13 protein-coding genes are annotated in these 14,875 nt (G+C 73.1%); 4 read left to right on the forward strand and 9 right to left on the reverse strand.

Features of this window, described 5'->3' with window-relative positions; all coding sequences use genetic code 11:
• The first annotated feature begins 108 nt into the window (after positions 1-108).
• Entirely contained in the window at positions 109-1,590 is a 1,482-nt protein-coding gene (locus tag ACFWM2_RS11045; protein ID WP_383276166.1) for a GNAT family N-acetyltransferase, read from the forward strand.
• Between the two features lie 189 nt (positions 1,591-1,779).
• Here the strand turns inward: ACFWM2_RS11045 and ACFWM2_RS11050 are convergent, their stop codons facing one another.
• Complete coding sequence (locus tag ACFWM2_RS11050; RefSeq protein ID WP_383276169.1) at positions 1,780-2,994, reverse strand: trans-sulfuration enzyme family protein; 1,215 nt, start codon at positions 2,992-2,994, stop codon at positions 1,780-1,782.
• Positions 2,995-3,053: 59 nt separating this feature from the next.
• On the opposite strand from ACFWM2_RS11050, the gene ACFWM2_RS11055 reads away from it, so the two are divergent.
• Together ACFWM2_RS11055 and ACFWM2_RS11060 are read left to right on the forward strand one after the other, a co-directional pair.
• Positions 3,054-3,593 carry an Lrp/AsnC family transcriptional regulator gene (locus tag ACFWM2_RS11055; protein WP_383276172.1) on the forward strand — a complete coding sequence of 180 codons (540 nt, stop codon included), beginning with the start codon at positions 3,054-3,056 and terminating at the stop codon, positions 3,591-3,593.
• A 33-nt stretch (positions 3,594-3,626) separates the two neighbouring features.
• Entirely contained in the window at positions 3,627-5,318 is a 1,692-nt protein-coding gene (locus ACFWM2_RS11060) for a DUF885 domain-containing protein (RefSeq protein WP_383276175.1), read from the forward strand.
• A gap of 72 nt (positions 5,319-5,390) precedes the next feature.
• Here the strand turns inward: ACFWM2_RS11060 and ACFWM2_RS11065 are convergent, their stop codons facing one another.
• The 3 genes from ACFWM2_RS11065 to ACFWM2_RS11075 form a co-directional block, all read right to left on the reverse strand.
• Positions 5,391-6,236: an SDR family oxidoreductase gene (locus ACFWM2_RS11065; protein ID WP_383276178.1), complete on the reverse strand. Its 846-nt coding sequence runs from the start codon at positions 6,234-6,236 to the stop codon at positions 5,391-5,393.
• Between the two features lie 428 nt (positions 6,237-6,664).
• A complete protein-coding gene (locus ACFWM2_RS11070) occupies positions 6,665-7,180 on the reverse strand; it encodes an immunity 21 family protein (protein WP_383276181.1) in 516 nt (171 codons plus the stop codon).
• 187 nt (positions 7,181-7,367) lie between these two features.
• Complete coding sequence (locus ACFWM2_RS11075) at positions 7,368-7,865, reverse strand: rhodanese-like domain-containing protein (protein WP_383276184.1); 498 nt, start codon at positions 7,863-7,865, stop codon at positions 7,368-7,370.
• Positions 7,866-8,025: 160 nt separating this feature from the next.
• Here ACFWM2_RS11075 and ACFWM2_RS11080 point away from each other — a divergent pair, with 160 nt between their 5' ends.
• Complete coding sequence (locus ACFWM2_RS11080; RefSeq protein ID WP_383276187.1) at positions 8,026-8,472, forward strand: Lrp/AsnC family transcriptional regulator; 447 nt, start codon at positions 8,026-8,028, stop codon at positions 8,470-8,472.
• Positions 8,473-8,527: 55 nt separating this feature from the next.
• Here the strand turns inward: ACFWM2_RS11080 and ACFWM2_RS11085 are convergent, their stop codons facing one another.
• The 5 genes from ACFWM2_RS11085 to ACFWM2_RS11105 all read right to left on the reverse strand — a co-directional run bounded on the left by ACFWM2_RS11085 (position 8,528) and on the right by ACFWM2_RS11105 (position 14,774).
• Positions 8,528-11,524, reverse strand: coding sequence for an AAA family ATPase (locus ACFWM2_RS11085; protein ID WP_383276190.1), 2,997 nt, complete (start codon positions 11,522-11,524; stop codon positions 8,528-8,530).
• A gap of 58 nt (positions 11,525-11,582) precedes the next feature.
• The gene (locus ACFWM2_RS11090) at positions 11,583-12,746 is read right to left on the reverse strand and encodes an exonuclease SbcCD subunit D (RefSeq protein WP_383276193.1); all 1,164 of its coding nucleotides are present in this window, start codon (positions 12,744-12,746) and stop codon (positions 11,583-11,585) included.
• 59 nt (positions 12,747-12,805) lie between these two features.
• Positions 12,806-13,432 carry a YigZ family protein gene (locus ACFWM2_RS11095; RefSeq protein WP_383276196.1) on the reverse strand — a complete coding sequence of 209 codons (627 nt, stop codon included), beginning with the start codon at positions 13,430-13,432 and terminating at the stop codon, positions 12,806-12,808.
• Positions 13,433-13,551: 119 nt separating this feature from the next.
• Positions 13,552-14,097, reverse strand: coding sequence for a SixA phosphatase family protein (locus tag ACFWM2_RS11100; RefSeq protein WP_383276199.1), 546 nt, complete (start codon positions 14,095-14,097; stop codon positions 13,552-13,554).
• Entirely contained in the window at positions 14,097-14,774 is a 678-nt protein-coding gene (locus ACFWM2_RS11105) for a hypothetical protein (protein WP_383276202.1), read from the reverse strand. Before ACFWM2_RS11105 ends, ACFWM2_RS11100 begins: the two co-directional genes overlap by 1 nt.
• Positions 14,775-14,875: the final 101 nt, after the last annotated feature.

A 14,875-nucleotide genomic window follows, 5' to 3' on the forward strand; every position in this document is an offset into this window, starting at 1 on the left:
GGTGCCACCTCAGTATTAGAAAGAGCAACAAACGGGACAGAAGGACACTTAACCGATCAGTCACAAACCGTTCGTGATCACGCAACACCGTTCGTCCACAGTGGCTGCATGACTCCAGACTTGTCTGATGTGACGCGTGCCCGGCACGGTCGCCCGGTGCACCACTGGCGCCGGGACCTCGTCGAACTCGCCGCGCTGTTCACGGCCGTCGCCGTGGCGGACGGCGTCGCCAACCTGATCGGGCACGGCCCCGACGGCCCCGCCCTGCTGGTGATCTCGGCCGCCGTACTCGTCGCCACGGCCGGATTCCACACATGGTGGGCACGACGCCACGGTCATGCGCCGCCGCCGGGCGATACGGGCGCCCGGCCGCTTGCCGCAGAGCAGTCCGCCGGGCAGCCCGTCCCGTCCCCGACGACGTCCGAAGCCGCCTCGGGGACCACCGTCCTGTGGCGCATGCGGACCACGGTGAAGGACGAGCCGGGATCGCTCGCCGCGCTGTGCACGGCGCTGGCGCGCCACCGGGTCGACATCCTCAGCCTGCAGACGCATCCGCTGGCGGAGGGCACCGTCGACGAGTTCCTGCTGCGCGCGCCGGAGGAGCTGGCCGCGTCCGACCTCAGCCGCGCGGTCTCCCTGGCGGGCGGCACCGGTACCTGGATCGAGCGGGCCGACGCCCACGACCTGGTGGACGCGCCGACGCGCGTCCTGGGGCTCGCCACGCGCACCGCCCTCGACGCCGCGGAACTTCCGCTCGCCCTGCGGCAGTTGCTCGGCCGCTGCACCATCCGCTCGCTGCCCGCCACGTCTCCCGGCTCCGGCCGGGCGGGACAGACCACCCCCGTCGAGGGTGCCCTGGAGGACACGGTGATGCGGCTACGGGCCCCCGAGGGCGGAGTGATCACGGTGGAGCGGCCGTATCTGCCGTTCACCCCAACGGAGTTCGCGCGTGCCCGGGCGCTGGTGGAGCTGGACGCCCGGCTCGGTCCGCGGATCCCGCGCAGCCAGGACGTGCTGACGCTGCCCGAGGGCAACGCGATCACCGTGCGCCGCGCCGACACCTCCGACGTGGAGGCCGCGAAGGCCATGCAGGAGCGCTGCTCCGCCCGCACGCTGAGCATGCGGTACCACGGTCCGGTGGGCCAGGCGGACCGCTACCTCAACCACCTGCTCAGTCCGCGTTTCGGGCGGACGCTCGCCGTGCAGACCGCATCCGGACGCATCGTCGGCCTGGGCCACCTCCTGTGGGACGGCGACGAGACGGAGATCGCGCTGCTGGTCGAGGACGAGTGGCAGCGCCGCGGCATCGGCGGTGAACTCCTGGGCCGCCTGGTGTCGATGGCGGTCGAGGCCGGCTGCGACAGCGTCTACGCGGTGACGCAGGCGTCCAACACCGGCATGGTCGCGGCGATGCGTGGCCTCGATCTCCCCCTCGACTACCAGATCGAGGAGGGCACCCTCGTCATGACCGCCCGCCTGAAGTCGGCCCCGGCCACCCCGCAGCCGTCGTACGAGCAGACGCAGTCGGGTCCCGGCGAGCCGACCGCCCAGGATCAGGCGGACCTCGGCACGACCCGCCGTCTCAGCTGACGGGTCACCCGATTCGAGCGACTCGGCATCTCACCTGGCCGGTCGCCCGAATCGGCACACCGCATGACCGGGGCCGGAGCAGCGGTCCGACGGCACCCGCAGGAGCGGCCGGCGTCCACCCCAGGCCGCCGGCCGTCCTCGTACGCCATGGGCCGGCCGTCGTCCCGCAGGCCACCGGACGCCGGCCGCCTAGGACTGCTGCGCGACCGCCGCCCGCCCCCGTCCCGTCGTTCCCGGCCGAGGCCCCAGTGCCCCGTCCAGGTCCGCCCACAGGTCGTCGACGTCCTCCAACCCCACGGACAGCCGCAGCAGTTGATCGCTGACACCGGAGCCGTGGCGGTCGGACGGGGCGACGATGCGGTGGCTGATGGACGCCGGGTGCTGGATGAGGGTGTCGACGCTGCCGAGGCTGACGGCCGGGGTGATCAGCCGGACGGCGGCGATGACCTCGTGCGGGTCGCCGTGGACCTCGAAGGCGATCATGGCACCGCCGATCCGCGGGTAGTGGACGCGGGCGATCCGGGGGTCGGCGGCGAGGCGGCCCGCGAGGTCGGCGGCGTTGGCGGACGCGGCCCGGACTCGTATCGGAAGGGTCGACAGGCCGCGCAGCAGCAGATAGCCGGCGAGCGGATGGAGTACGCCGCCCGTCGCGAACCGCACCTGGCGCAGCTGCCGCGCGAACTCCTCGTCGCAGGCCACCACACCGGCCATGACGTCCCCGTGCCCGCCCAGGTACTTGGTCGCGCTGTGCAGCACGAGCCGCGCGCCCTGTTCGACCGGGCGCTGGAGGACCGGCGTGGCGAACGTGTTGTCCGCGAGCAGCGGGACCGAGCCGCAGGCGTGGGCGACCGCCCGCAGGTCCAGTTCGGCGAGCGTCGGATTGGCCGGCGACTCGACCATGACCAGCCCCGTGTCCGGGCGCAGCGCGTCCGTGATGCCCGCCGGGTCGACCCAGGTCACCTCCGAGCCCAGCAGCCCGGCGGTCAGCAGATGGTCGCTGCAGCCGTACAGGGGCCGTACAGCGACGACGTGCCGCAGTCCCATGGCGTTGCGGACCAGCAGGACGGCACTCAGCGCGGCCATTCCGCTGGCGAACGCGACCGCGCTGTCGGTGCCTTCGAGACAGGCCAGCGCGGTCTCGAAACGGGCGACCGTCGGATTGCCCAGGCGGCCGTAGACGGGCGGCCCCGCCGGCTCGGCGCCGTCCGCGGCGAACGCGTCGATCCGGGCGGCCTCGCCCCGGCTGTCGTACGAGGGGTAGGTGGTGGAGAGGTCGATCGGCGGGGCGTGCAGCCCCTGCCGGGCGAGATCGTCGCGGCCGGCGTGCACGGCCTCGGTGGCCAGCGCCCGCGGGGCAGGGCGGCGGTCGGATACGCGGTACGGGTTCGGGATGCCGGAGTCCATGGCCACAGCCTGAACACCGACCGGGTCCCCGGGGTAAAACCCCGTGTTACGTTCGAGCCATGGCCGAAACCGTCGTACTCGATCCGGTGGATCTCCATCTGCTGCGGCTGTTGCAGAACGACGCACGGTCGACGTACCGCGATCTTGCCGCACAGGTCGGTGTCGCGCCATCGACCTGTCTGGACCGGGTGACCCGGCTGCGCCGCTCGGGCATCATTCTCGGCCATCAGCTGCGACTCGATCCGGCGAAACTGGGACGCGGACTGGAGGCGCTGCTGTCCGTGCAGGTCAGGCCGCATCGACGGGAGCTGGTCGGGCCCTTCGTGGACCGGATCCGGGCGCTGCCCGAGTCCCGTACGGTCTTCCATCTCACCGGCCCCGACGACTACCTCGTGCACGTCGCGGTCGCGGACATGGCGGATCTGCAACGGCTGGTGCTCGACGAGTTCACGTCACGACGCGAAGTGGCGCGCGTCGAGACCCGGTTGATCTTCCAGCAGTGGGACTGCGGCCCCCTGCTGCCGCCGCAGCGCGACGCCTCCGCGACCACACCACCGCACGCCGGGCAAGGTGCCACGCCCTCAGCGGAATCGGGCTGACGCGGATCACGTCCTCGTACGAGGATTGTCCGCATGTCAGACACCAAGAGCCCGCTGCCCCGCGAGATCGCCGACGCGTACGTCGACGAGCTCATCGCCCTCGACCCGGTCACCGGCACCTATCTCGGCGACAGGGCCAGTTCGACCCGCCTGCCGGACACCTCGCCCGCCGGTCAGGCGGCTGTGGCCGAGCTGGCCCGGACGACCCTCGCGCGGCTCGACGAGGCGGAGCGGCAGCCGGGCGCGGACAGCGACATCGAGCGCCGCTGCGCCCGGCTGCTGCGCGAGCGCCTCTCCGCGCAGCTCGCCGTGTACGCGGCCGACGAGGGCCTGCGGCGGGTGAGCAATCTGCACTCGCCCGTCCACTCGGTGCGCGGCGTCTTCAACCTCATGCCGACGGAGACGGACGAGGACTGGGCCGCGATCGCCGAGCGGCTGCGGGCGGTGCCGGCCGCGCTGGAGGGCTACCGCGCCTCCCTTGCGCTCGGCCTGGAGCGCAAGCTCTACGCGGGGCCCCGCCCCACCGCGACGGTCATCGGCCAGCTCACCGAGTGGTCCGACCCGGGCGGGCAGGGCCACGGCTGGTTCGAGGACTTCGTCGCACGGGGTCCCGAGTCGCTGCGCGCGGAGCTGGACGCGGCGGCACGCACCGCGACGGGGGCCCTGGTGGCGCTGCGGGACTGGTTGCGCGAGGTGTACGCGCCCACGATCGAGGGCGCCCCGGACACCGTCGGCCGCGAGCGGTACGCCCGCTGGTCGCGCTACTACCTCGGCACGGAACTCGACCTCGACGACGCGTACGCGTACGGCTGGTCCGAGTACCACCGGCTGCTGGGCGAGATGAAGCAGGAGGCCGAGAAGATCCTGCCCGGCGCCGCGACCCCGTGGGTGGCGCTCGCCCATCTCGACGAACACGGTACGCACATCGAGGGCGTCGACGAGGTCCGCGACTGGCTGCAGGGCCTGATGGACGAGGCGATCGACGCGCTCGACGGCACCCACTTCGAACTGGCCGAGCGGGTACGGCGGGTGGAGTCGCGGATCGCACCGCCCGGCGGCGCGGCGGCCCCGTACTACACGTCGCCGTCGGAGGACTTCTCGCGCCCCGGCCGTACGTGGCTGCCGACCATGGGCCAGACCCGGTTCCCCGTGTACGACCTGGTCTCGACGTGGTACCACGAGGGCGTTCCCGGCCACCACCTCCAGCTTGCGCAGTGGGCCCATGTCGCGGAGGACCTCTCGCGCTACCAGGCCACCATCGGGCTGGTCAGCGCCAACTGCGAGGGCTGGGCGCTGTACGCGGAACGGCTGATGGACGAGCTGGGCTTCCTCACGACCGCGGAGCGGCGGCTCGGCTATCTCGACGCGCAGATGATGCGTGCGGCACGCGTGATCGTCGACATCGGCATGCATCTGGAACTGGAGATCCCGGCCGACTCGCCCTTCCACCCGGGTGAGCGCTGGTCTCCGGAGCTGGCCCAGGAGTTCTTCGGCTCCCACAGCAGCCGGCCGGCCGACTTCGTGGAGAGCGAGCTCACCCGCTATCTGTCCATGCCCGGCCAGGCCATCGGTTACAAGCTCGGCGAGCGGGCATGGCTGCTGGGCCGCGAGAACGCGAAGCAGCGGCACGGCGCCGCCTTCGACGCGAAGGCCTGGCACATGGCGGCCCTGTCCCAGGGCTCGCTGGGTCTGGACGACCTGGTGGACGAGTTGTCCCGGCTGTGACCGGCGGACGGGTCCGGGGCTCGGCGGACGGGGTGCTCCGACTCCGCCGTCGCCCCGGCCCCGCGCCGGACCTCAGTGGCGGAATCCTCCCTCGGAGTCGATGACCTGCCCGGTGATCCACGCCGCCTCGTCCGTCGCGAGCCAGGCGATGAGCCGGGCCGGGTCGTCGGGCATCCCCCAGCGGCCGCCCGGGAACCGCGCCGCGACTGCCGCGTACGCCTCGCCCGTCAGGTAATCCGTGTCCACCGGACCGGGGTTGACGGTGTTGAGCGTGATCGTCTGCGCGGCAAGGGCGGTCGACAGGGACCGGGTGACGGAGGCGAGGGCACCCTTCTGCAGGGCGTACGCGATCTCCCCCGGCATGCCTCCCGCGATGTCCTGTCCCGACGTCATCAGCACCACACGACCGCCGGGCGTACGCGGCGGCAGCGCCGCCCGGAGACGGGCGTACGCCTGGACGAGCAGGAGCACCGAACGGGCGTCGACGGCCCAGTGGGCGTCGAGCATGGCCGCGTCGATCGTGTCGAGAGTGCCGTCGGAACCGCTGAGCGCGTGGTTGGCGACGAGGATGTCGATCCGTCCGCCGAGTGCCTCCGCGGCGGTCGCGATCAGCGCGCCCGGGGCCGCCGGGTCGGAGAGGTCGCCCGGCCCGGCGAGGACCAGGGCCTCGGGGACACCGCGGACTTCACGAACGCCGGCGGCCACGTCCTCCGGACGGTCGGCACCCCACGGCATGGCGTCGTCGTGCGGCACGTGGTGGTGCAGATACAGACTCGCTCCGTACGCGGCGAGGCGACGGGCCACGGCATATCCGATGCCGGCGCGTCGGCCGGCACCGGTGACGAGAGCCGTCCGGCCCCGGAGAGGCAGCGGGTCACGACGGAGGTCTTCGGGCGCGGGGTGCGGGAGTTGAGGCATGGCGCACCATGATGCGGGGTGGGGGCGCGGGGCGCATGGAATTTGTTGTGGGGCGGGGACGCGGGGCTTGGCGGGGGGCTTTGGCGCGGGTCCGGACTCACGGAGTTTGACGCGCGGGCGCGACCGCCGGGACTTGAGGGCGCGGGCTTACGGAACTACGGGACCGCCGGGACTTGGCGCAGGCCTACGGAACTACGGGACCGCCGGGACTTGGCGCAGGCTTACGGAACTACGGGACCGCCGGGACTTGGCGCAGGCCTACGGAACTACGGGACCGCCGGGACTTGGCGCGGGCCTACGGAACTACGGGACCGCCGGGACTTGGCGCGGGCCTACGGAACTACGGGACCGCCGGGAGTTGGCGCGGGATGCGTGACGTACGGGAGGGGGCGGGCGGCCGGGCCTGTGAGGTTGCGCGGGCCGGTGCCTCAGGACGTGAGCCGCCGGAGTTGTACGAGGCCCAGCCAGGTCTCCGGGCCGGGCTCCACGTAAGCCGCCCGTACCGCGTAGCGCCCGGGTGCCAGTGCGACGCGCAGGTGGTCCGTGCGCTCCGACGCCTTTCCTGGCCATGCCGCGTCGAAGAGCACCACGGGCCCCGGGACGTCCCACGGAACCTCCGGCTCCCACACGGCGGCGTCGAGCGCGGCGGGGACACGGGCGAGGAGTTCGCCCTCGGAGTCGGCGGCGCACCACCGTACGAAGGTGTCGTGCTCGGGCAGATAAGTGGTCGAGGCGGGTTCGTCCCCGAGGACCAGGGCCCGGGTGTCCCCCACGGGCACGAGGCCGATGTACCCGTCGACGTCACAGGCCCTGTCATAGTCGGTCGACATGTCGTCGCCGTCGGCCCCCGCCCAGAACGACAACACCACCTCGGGGATCGCTATGAGCGGCCCACCGCCCGACTCGACCCACTCCACCGCACCGGGATCCGCATAACGCGCCATGCGCAGAAGTTACAGCCTGGCTCCGGCCCGCGGTTTCACCCTCCCCCGCTCCGCCCGAAATCCGCTGTTCCGCCCCCGGCATACGGACACCCGGGTCGGACGGATTGCCCCAACTCCCCCTGGAATAAGCGGACTCGGGTACGACGTCAGCAGCGATGTCGGCGTCGGAGCGAGAGTGGCGGGCCGCTCAGCAGCCGCAGTCCTCCGAGTCCACCGGCGACGTCAGCGGGTCTGCGACGCGCTGCTCACGCCCCTCCCAGGTCTCGTACGCGAAGCCCTCGCGCGCCCAGTACTCGAAGCCGCCGAGCATCTCCTTGACCTGGAAGCCCAGTTCGGCGAGTGCCAGGGCGGCGCGGGCGGCGCCGTTGCAGCCAGGGCCCCAGCAGTACGTGACGACGGGTACGGACTTGTCGAGGAGCCGCTCCGCCTGCTCCGGGATGAGCGCGGTGGGCAGATGGATCGCGCCGGGCACGTGTCCCTGGTCCCAGGATTCCGTGGAACGCGAGTCGAGCACGACGAACCCCGGGTCGCCGCCGGCCGTGAGGGCGGAGGCCACGTCGGACACGTCCGCGTGGAAGGCGAGGCTCGCGCCGAAGTAGGCGGCGGCCGCGGCCGGAGCGGCGGGGGCGACCCGCAGAACGGGGTTCGGAGCGGTCGCGGTGCTGGTCGCAGTGGTCACAGTCATGGTCTGGCCTTCCCTCCCGAGCCCGCCGTACCGACGCCTCACCGCGTCGGCCGTGCGGGACTTCATGACCGGAAATCTACGTCCGGCGCTCCGTGTCCTGAAGCAGCGATCCACGGCATGACTCTTGATCCGCCGGTGATTTCCCTGCTACTTATCGGACATGACCGCGTATTCCCCGGACGCCACCGACTGGCGCATCCTCGATGTCCTCCAGCGCGAGGGCCGGGCCAGTTTCGCCGAGCTGGCCCGTGCCGTTTCGATGTCCGCGAGCGCGGTCACCGAACGCGTGCGCCGCCTGGAGGAGGCGGGCGTCATCCAGGGGTACGCGGCCGTCGTGGACCCGGAGAGACTGGGGCTGTCCATCCTCGCCTTCGTGCGGCTCAGGTACCCGAACGGCAACTACAAACCCTTCCACGACCTCGTCGCGGTCACGCCCGAGATCCTGGAGGCGCATCACGTCACGGGCGACGACTGCTTCGTGATCAAGGTGGCCGCACGTTCGATGCACCACCTCGAGGAGGTGTCGGGCAGGATCGGCGCCCTGGGCTCGGTGACGACGAGCGTCGTCTACTCCTCGCCACTTCCCCGGCGACCGCTGGGCCACTGAGAGCCTCCGGGGTCTGCCGGGCCTGAGGGAGGCGCGGCAGAGCCCAGGCACCCCCTCAGTCGACCCCCCGCTGCCGTACGACGGACCCCGTCCTCCCCTTCACGATCTCCAGCTGCGCATGGATACGTCGCCGCAGGTCGGCGACGTGGCTGACGATGCCGACGCTGCGGTCGCGCTCACGCAGGGAGTCCAGCACGTCGAGGACCTCGTCAAGGGTTTGGTCGTCCAGGCTGCCGAAACCCTCGTCGATGAAGAGCGTGTCGAGCCGGACACCGCCCGCTTCGTCCGTGACGACGTCCGCGAGACCGAGGGCCAGCGCCAGCGAGGCGAAGAAGGTCTCGCCGCCGGAGAGTGTCGCGGTGTCCCGCTCGCGGCCGGTCCAGGCGTCGACGACATGCAGGCCGAGGCCACTGCGACCGCGCCCGGAGCGGTCGTCCGAGTGCACGAGTGTGTAGCGCCCGGACGACATGCGCCGCAGCCGGACGGTCGCCGCGGCGGCGACCTGTTCCAGGCGGGCGGCGAGGACGTACGACTCCAGTCGCATCTTGCGCTCGTTGTCCGCGGAGGTGCCCGCCGCGAGACCGGCCAGCCGCGCGACCCGGTCGTACTCCTCGCGCAGGGGACCCAGCCGGCGCACTCCGGCCGCCGCCCGCGCGGACAACCGGTCGAGCTCGGCACAGCGGCGCGCGGCCGCGTCCCGTGCGGAGACTGCACCCTGGAGACGGCCGGCCGCGGACTCGGCCGCCTGTTCGGCGGCCCGGAGATCGGCGGGCGGCTGCTGGGCGGCGGCCGCCGTGTCGGTCTCGGCGAGCACCGCGCGCACCGCTGCCTCCTCCGACTGCCAGGCATCCAGGCGCCGTTGGAGATCGCGGTGAGCCGCGTCGTCCAGCAGCGCGGCGGCCGCGGCCCGCGGGGTGTCGAACCCGGCGCGGAAGGCGGCATCGGCCAGCCGCGCGTCGCCCTCCTTGAGCCGCTGGGCGGCCTCCTCGGCGCCGCGCGCGGCGTCCGCCGCCTCGGTGAGCCGTGCCGCGCGCAGCTCCAGCTGGGCGAACCGCGCGGACACGCTGTCGGCGTCCGCCCGAGCGTGCGCCAACTCGCCTTCCAGTGCGGCCCTTTCGCGATCCAGCGTGTCCCGGCGGGCGGCCCGGGACGCGGTCCGCACCTCCGCCGCCTGCTGCGCGGCGACCCGGCGCGCATGCTCGCGCTCGGCCTGGGCGAGCGCTTCACGCGACGCGTGCAGCCCGGACGCGGCGGCGCGCGCCTCGGCGTGCAGCCGCTCCAACTCCTCGACCTGCTGGACGAGTTGTGTCGTGGGGGTGTCACCCGCCTCCGCGGTGGCGGCGGCCAGCGCCTCGCGTACGACACCCAGACGTCGCTCGTCCTCGGTGCGCAGTTCGTCGGCGCGCTGGTAGGCGGCGAGCGCGGCCTCCTCGGCCTGCCGGTCGACATGCCCGGCGATCTTCCGCGCGGGCGCGGGGTGCTCCGTGGCGCCGCAGACGGCGCAGGGCTCGCCGTCGACGAGGCCCGCGGCGAGTTCCGCTGCGATTCCCTGCAGGCGCTGTTCCTTGAGGTCGAGCCAGTGGGCGCGCGCGTCCGTCGCCCGCTCGCGTGAGGCGAGTGCCTGCGCCTGCGCTTCGTCCGTGTCACCGGCGAGCTGGTCGCGCAGGCGGGCGGCCTGGAGCCGCTTTCGGGCGGGATCGCGCTGGACGGCCAGATGCTCGGCCCGGGTGGCGGCTTCCTGGGCGGTCTCGATGCCCGACTGCAGGTCCGCGCGGGTCGCGTCCCAGGCGGAGAGCCAGCTCTCGGCATCCTGGAGCACGTCCTCGTCGGCGCGCTCCTGGCGGTCAAGGCCGGCGCGCTCCGCCTGCAGTTCGGCCAGTCGCTGTTCGGCTCGGCGCGCCGACTCCAGACCGCCCAGCTCCTCTGCGGCCTTGCGCGCGGCGACTGCGAGTCCGGCCGCACCTGCATCGGCGTACGCCCCCTCGGAGAGGAGTCCACGCGCGCGTGCCTCCGCGGCGGCCGCGCGCCGGTGCTCGGCGTCGGCGGTCTCGCGCAGGTCGAGGGCGGGTGCCACCGCCTCGGCCTTGCGGGCCCGCTCCATCCGCGTCCGCGCCTCCTGGTGGGCGTCGGCCCGCTCCGTCAGCCGCGCCGCCCGCTCCCGCGCCTCGGCGAACCGCCGCTGCAACCGCGCCACTTCGCGTACGCCGTCGAGGTCCCGCTCGGCGGCGGCCCGCGCGGAGTCGGCGGCCGTGCGGGCGCAGTGGGCGATGGTGAGCCGCTCGCGGGCCGTGCTGCGGGCGATGGCGGCCCACGTCATGACGGCCTCGGCGAGCCCGGGATCGCCCGGCGCGAGGTCGGGCAGCGCCGGGGCGTCACCCGCCGCCTGGTGCATCCGGTGGGCGTCGGCCAGCAACTCGGTGTCGCCGTCGCGGACCTGGGCCTCGGCCAGCCGCCGCCGCTCGGCCAGGCGCTTCTCGACCTCGGCGAAGCGGTGGGTGTCGAAGAGGCGGCCGAGCAGCTTGCCGCGGGCCTCGGCGTCGGCCCGCAGGAAGCGTGCGAAGTCGCCCTGGGGCAACAGCACGACCTGGCAGAACTGGTCACGGTTCATGCCGAGCAGCTGGGTGATCTCCTCGCCGATCTCCTGGTGCGAGCGGCTGAGGTCCTTCCAGGAGCCCGCCACGGCGTCGTACTCGCGCAGCCAGCTCTGCGCCTTCTCGGTGGTCGTGCCGGAACCGCGCTTCTTGGGGCGCGCCCAGGGCGGCTGCCGGGTGATCTCCAAGCGGCGTCCGGCGACGGTGAGTTCGAGGCGGATCTCCGTGCGGGTCCCGGGGGCCGCGTGATCACTGCGCAGGGTGAGGCCCTGACCGCTCTGGCGGGCGCCCGGCACCGCCCCGTAGAGCGCGAAGCAGACGGCGTCCAGGACGGAGGTCTTGCCCGCTCCGGTCGGTCCGTGCAGCAGGAAGAGTCCCGCTGCGGACAGCTCGTCGAAGTCGACCTGCTGGGCGCCGCCGAAGGGCCCGAAGGCGGTGATGTCGAGCCGGTGCAGTCTCATCGGGCCTCCTCGCCGTCCAGGAAGTCCTGACCGTTCCGAGCGGCCGGTCGCAGCCGGGTCACCGGGCGACCTCCCGGACGGCGTCATCGGCGCGGACGGCGTCGAAGGCGTCCTGGAGCACGCCCTGTTCACGCGGGTCGGGACCGGCACCGCGCACATGCGCGACGAAGTCCTCGGCGATCTCCTGGTCGCTGCGCCCCGCCAGCCGTCGGGCGTACGAGATGTCGGGATCCTCGGGGGCCCGCTCCGGGTCGAAGACGAGGCTGAGCGTGTGCGGGAAGCGCTCGGTCAGCCGGGCCATGGGGTCGGCGGGGCGCACCGGATCGGTGAGCGTCGCCTCGACCCACGCCTCCTCGTGTCCCGCGAGGCCGGGATCGGCCAGCAGGTCGTCCAACTGCCCCCGGATCCGGGCGAGCGGTCGCGGCACCGGGCACGCGACGCGCTCGGCGGCCGGCTCGCCCCCGGGGCCGAGCTCCACGAGCCACATGCTCTTGCGGTGGTCTGCCTCCGAGAAGGAGTACGGCAGCGGGGAGCCCGAATACCGCACGCGCTCGGTGATGGTCTGGCTGCCGTGCAGATGCCCGAGGGCCACGTAGTCGACACCGTCGAAGACGCCGGAGGGTACGGCGGCGACTCCGCCCACGGTGATGTCCCGCTCACTGTCACTGGCCTCTCCGCCGGTGACGAAGGCATGGGCGAGGACGACGGAACGGGTGCCCTCCGCGCGCGTGGCGAGGTCGGCGCGGACCCGGTCCATGGCGGCGGCGAGCACGGTCTCGTGACCCGCTTTGTCCACCCCGAACTCGTCCTTCACCAGGGCGGGTTCGAGATAGGGCAGGCCGTAGAAGGCCACGTCCCCGTGTGCGTCGGCGAGGACCACGGGTGTGCCGCACGCCGCCGCGTCGGTCCGCAGATGGATGCCCGCCCGCCCGATGAGGCCGGCGCCCACACCGAGCCGGCGCGCGGAGTCGTGGTTCCCGGAGATCATCACCGTCGGCACACCCAGGTCGGCGAGCCGGTGCAGGGCGTCGTCGAAGAGCTCGACGGCGGCCAGCGGCGGCACCGCCCGGTCGTACACGTCCCCCGACACGACCACCGCGTCCACACCGCGCTCACGCACGGTCGTGACGAGATGGCCGATGAACTCGGCCTGGGCGCCGAGCATGTTCACCCGGTGGAACGCCCGGCCGAGATGCCAGTCGGAAGTGTGCAGGAGCCTCATGATCCTCGAGACTAACGGGCGGGTCGGACATCACGGGCGGCTACTCCCGTATCGCACCGTTATGCGTCCCCGTATGCCTCTCCGCCCAGTTCGAACCCGGCTGTCCCGGCCGTGGCGTCGGCCAGCCACGCACGGAATGCCGTCACCTCGGCGTCCGGCAGCCCGATCTCGATCGTGACGGCCTCCCCGTAGGTCACCTCGCGCACCTCGCGTCCGGTCGACCGCAGATCGTTCTGCACCTTGCCGGCGCGCTGGTGGTCGACGGTCACGGTCGCGAGCCGGAAGCGCCTGCGCGTGAGCGTGCCGACCGCGTCCAGCGCCTCGCCCACGGCTCCGCCGTACGCCCTGATGAGGCCGCCCGCGCCCAGCTTGACCCCGCCGTAGTAGCGGGTGACGACAGCGACGACGTACCGCATGTCGCGGCGCAGCAGCATCTGGAGCATGGGCACGCCCGCGGTCCCGCCCGGTTCGCCGTCGTCACTCGCCTTCTGTACGGCGGCGTCGGCGCCGATGACGTACGCGAAACAGTTGTGGCTCGCGTCCGCGTGCTCCTTGCGGACGCCGGCGACGAACTCCTGGGCCTCCCGCTCGGTGGCGGCCGGGGCGAGCGCGCACAGGAAGCGGGAGCGGTTGATCTCGGTCTCGTGCACGCCCGGGCGGCCCACTGTGCGGTACGCGTCCTGCATTCCGCCAGCGTATGCGCTGCGTGCACGCGGGGCGTACGCGCCGGGTGGTGAACGCCGGCGTGCGCATCCAGCGCGTGCGCCCGGCGTGCACGCGCCTCCGCGCCCCCGTCAGTCGAGCGTCACCGCTGCTTCTTCCCACTCGGCACGATCAGGTCCGTCAGCAGTGCCGTGCCGAAGGTCAGATCGCGCCAGCCGCTGCCGTGCCAGGCGAGAACCGCGACGGCCGAGGTCGGGAACTTGGCTCGGGCGACCGCCAGCGTGTCGTCGAGACAGTCCCCGGCGAGTTCGAGCACCAGCTCCTCGAGCCCGGGGTTGTGGCCGATCAGCAGCAACGTCCGCACCGGGTCGGGGACCGCATGCACGGCGTCGAGCAGATCCGGTAGGCCGGCCGCGTACAGCCGCGGTTCGAAGCGTACGGGCGGCGGGGTGCCCCACTGCCCCGCGGCCAGTTCCCAGGTCTGGCGGGCGCGCAGGGCGGTGGAGCACAGCGCGAGGTCGGGCAGGAGGTCGGTCTCGGCGAGCGCCCGCCCGGCGGCCGGGGCGTCACGCCGCCCGCGGGGCGCGAGCGGCCGCTCGTGATCGTCCACGCCCACGGGCCAGGCGGATTTGGCGTGCCGCAGGACGACGAGTCTGCGCAACGGCCCCGCACCCGTGCGCGCGATCATCACAACGTCCCGATGTCACGGGTGAGTTCGATCCCGAGGAGCCGGTCCGCATAGGCGTACGTCTCGAAACGGGCGCCCTCCGGCAGTTCCTCGTCGGCCTCCACCCGGTGCAGCACGTCGAGAACGGCCGGCACGTCGAGGTCGTTTTCCCAGGCGGCCCGCAGCTGTTGCCGTACCCCTTCGGGGACGGGCCGGGACGGACGGGTCGCCCAGTTCGCGACCGCCTTGCGCCAGCGGGTGAGCAGGTCGCGGGCCGCGGCGAGGTCGGCGTCGTCCAGGTCGATCGGCTCGCGGCGCGGACGGGCGAGCAGGGCGAGACGCAGGACCGCGGGCTCGGCGGTGCCGTACGCCGGGGCGACCTCCACGTGGATTCCGTCCCCTGCGGTGTCGTCCGGCCCGAGCACATGGACGACCTGACCGCCCAGCGCGGTGTGCGCCTCGGCCGGCCGGATGCCGAGTTCGAGCGCGCGGGCCCGGAGCTCAACGGGTGGATCGGCGAGGGTGACCACGGGGGTCCCTCCGATCTCCAGGGCCCGGGCCAGCACGTCGGCGACCAGCAGGACGCGCAGGGCCGTGGTGTCGGCCCCCGAGACATGCGCCTCGACGCGGGTCAGGCCCCTGCGGGCGGCGACGGCGTCCGTGGGCTCGCCGGTTCGGGTATCGGTGATACGCAGCACGGGGTGAGCGTAGGCGGGCTGAGGCGCGGGCGCAGGGCGGTGGGCCGCATTCCGGTCAGGCTTTCGTACGCCGGGCACCGCAACGCCCCGGTCCCTCCCGA

Source organism: Streptomyces sp. NPDC058371 (assembly GCF_042723265.1).
Taxonomy (GTDB): Bacteria; Actinomycetota; Actinomycetes; order Streptomycetales; family Streptomycetaceae; genus Streptomyces.

What these genes read in the sequence shown, in the direction of transcription:
- ACFWM2_RS11050 (WP_383276169.1), bottom strand. Translation starts at nt 2,994, where the DNA reads ATGGACTCCGGCATCCCGAACCCGTACCGCGTATCCGACCGCCGCCCT.
- ACFWM2_RS11065 (WP_383276178.1), bottom strand. Translation starts at nt 6,236, where the DNA reads ATGCCTCAACTCCCGCACCCCGCGCCCGAAGACCTCCGTCGTGACCCG.
- ACFWM2_RS11055 (WP_383276172.1), top strand. Translation starts at nt 3,054, where the DNA reads ATGGCCGAAACCGTCGTACTCGATCCGGTGGATCTCCATCTGCTGCGG.
- ACFWM2_RS11085 (WP_383276190.1), bottom strand. Translation starts at nt 11,524, where the DNA reads ATGAGACTGCACCGGCTCGACATCACCGCCTTCGGGCCCTTCGGCGGC.
- ACFWM2_RS11095 (WP_383276196.1), bottom strand. Translation starts at nt 13,432, where the DNA reads ATGCAGGACGCGTACCGCACAGTGGGCCGCCCGGGCGTGCACGAGACC.
- ACFWM2_RS11070 (WP_383276181.1), bottom strand. Translation starts at nt 7,180, where the DNA reads ATGGCGCGTTATGCGGATCCCGGTGCGGTGGAGTGGGTCGAGTCGGGC.
- ACFWM2_RS11090 (WP_383276193.1), bottom strand. Translation starts at nt 12,746, where the DNA reads ATGAGGCTCCTGCACACTTCCGACTGGCATCTCGGCCGGGCGTTCCAC.
- ACFWM2_RS11045 (WP_383276166.1), top strand. Translation starts at nt 109, where the DNA reads ATGACTCCAGACTTGTCTGATGTGACGCGTGCCCGGCACGGTCGCCCG.
- ACFWM2_RS11060 (WP_383276175.1), top strand. Translation starts at nt 3,627, where the DNA reads ATGTCAGACACCAAGAGCCCGCTGCCCCGCGAGATCGCCGACGCGTAC.
- ACFWM2_RS11075 (WP_383276184.1), bottom strand. Translation starts at nt 7,865, where the DNA reads ATGACTGTGACCACTGCGACCAGCACCGCGACCGCTCCGAACCCCGTT.
- ACFWM2_RS11100 (WP_383276199.1), bottom strand. Translation starts at nt 14,097, where the DNA reads ATGATCGCGCGCACGGGTGCGGGGCCGTTGCGCAGACTCGTCGTCCTG.
- ACFWM2_RS11080 (WP_383276187.1), top strand. Translation starts at nt 8,026, where the DNA reads ATGACCGCGTATTCCCCGGACGCCACCGACTGGCGCATCCTCGATGTC.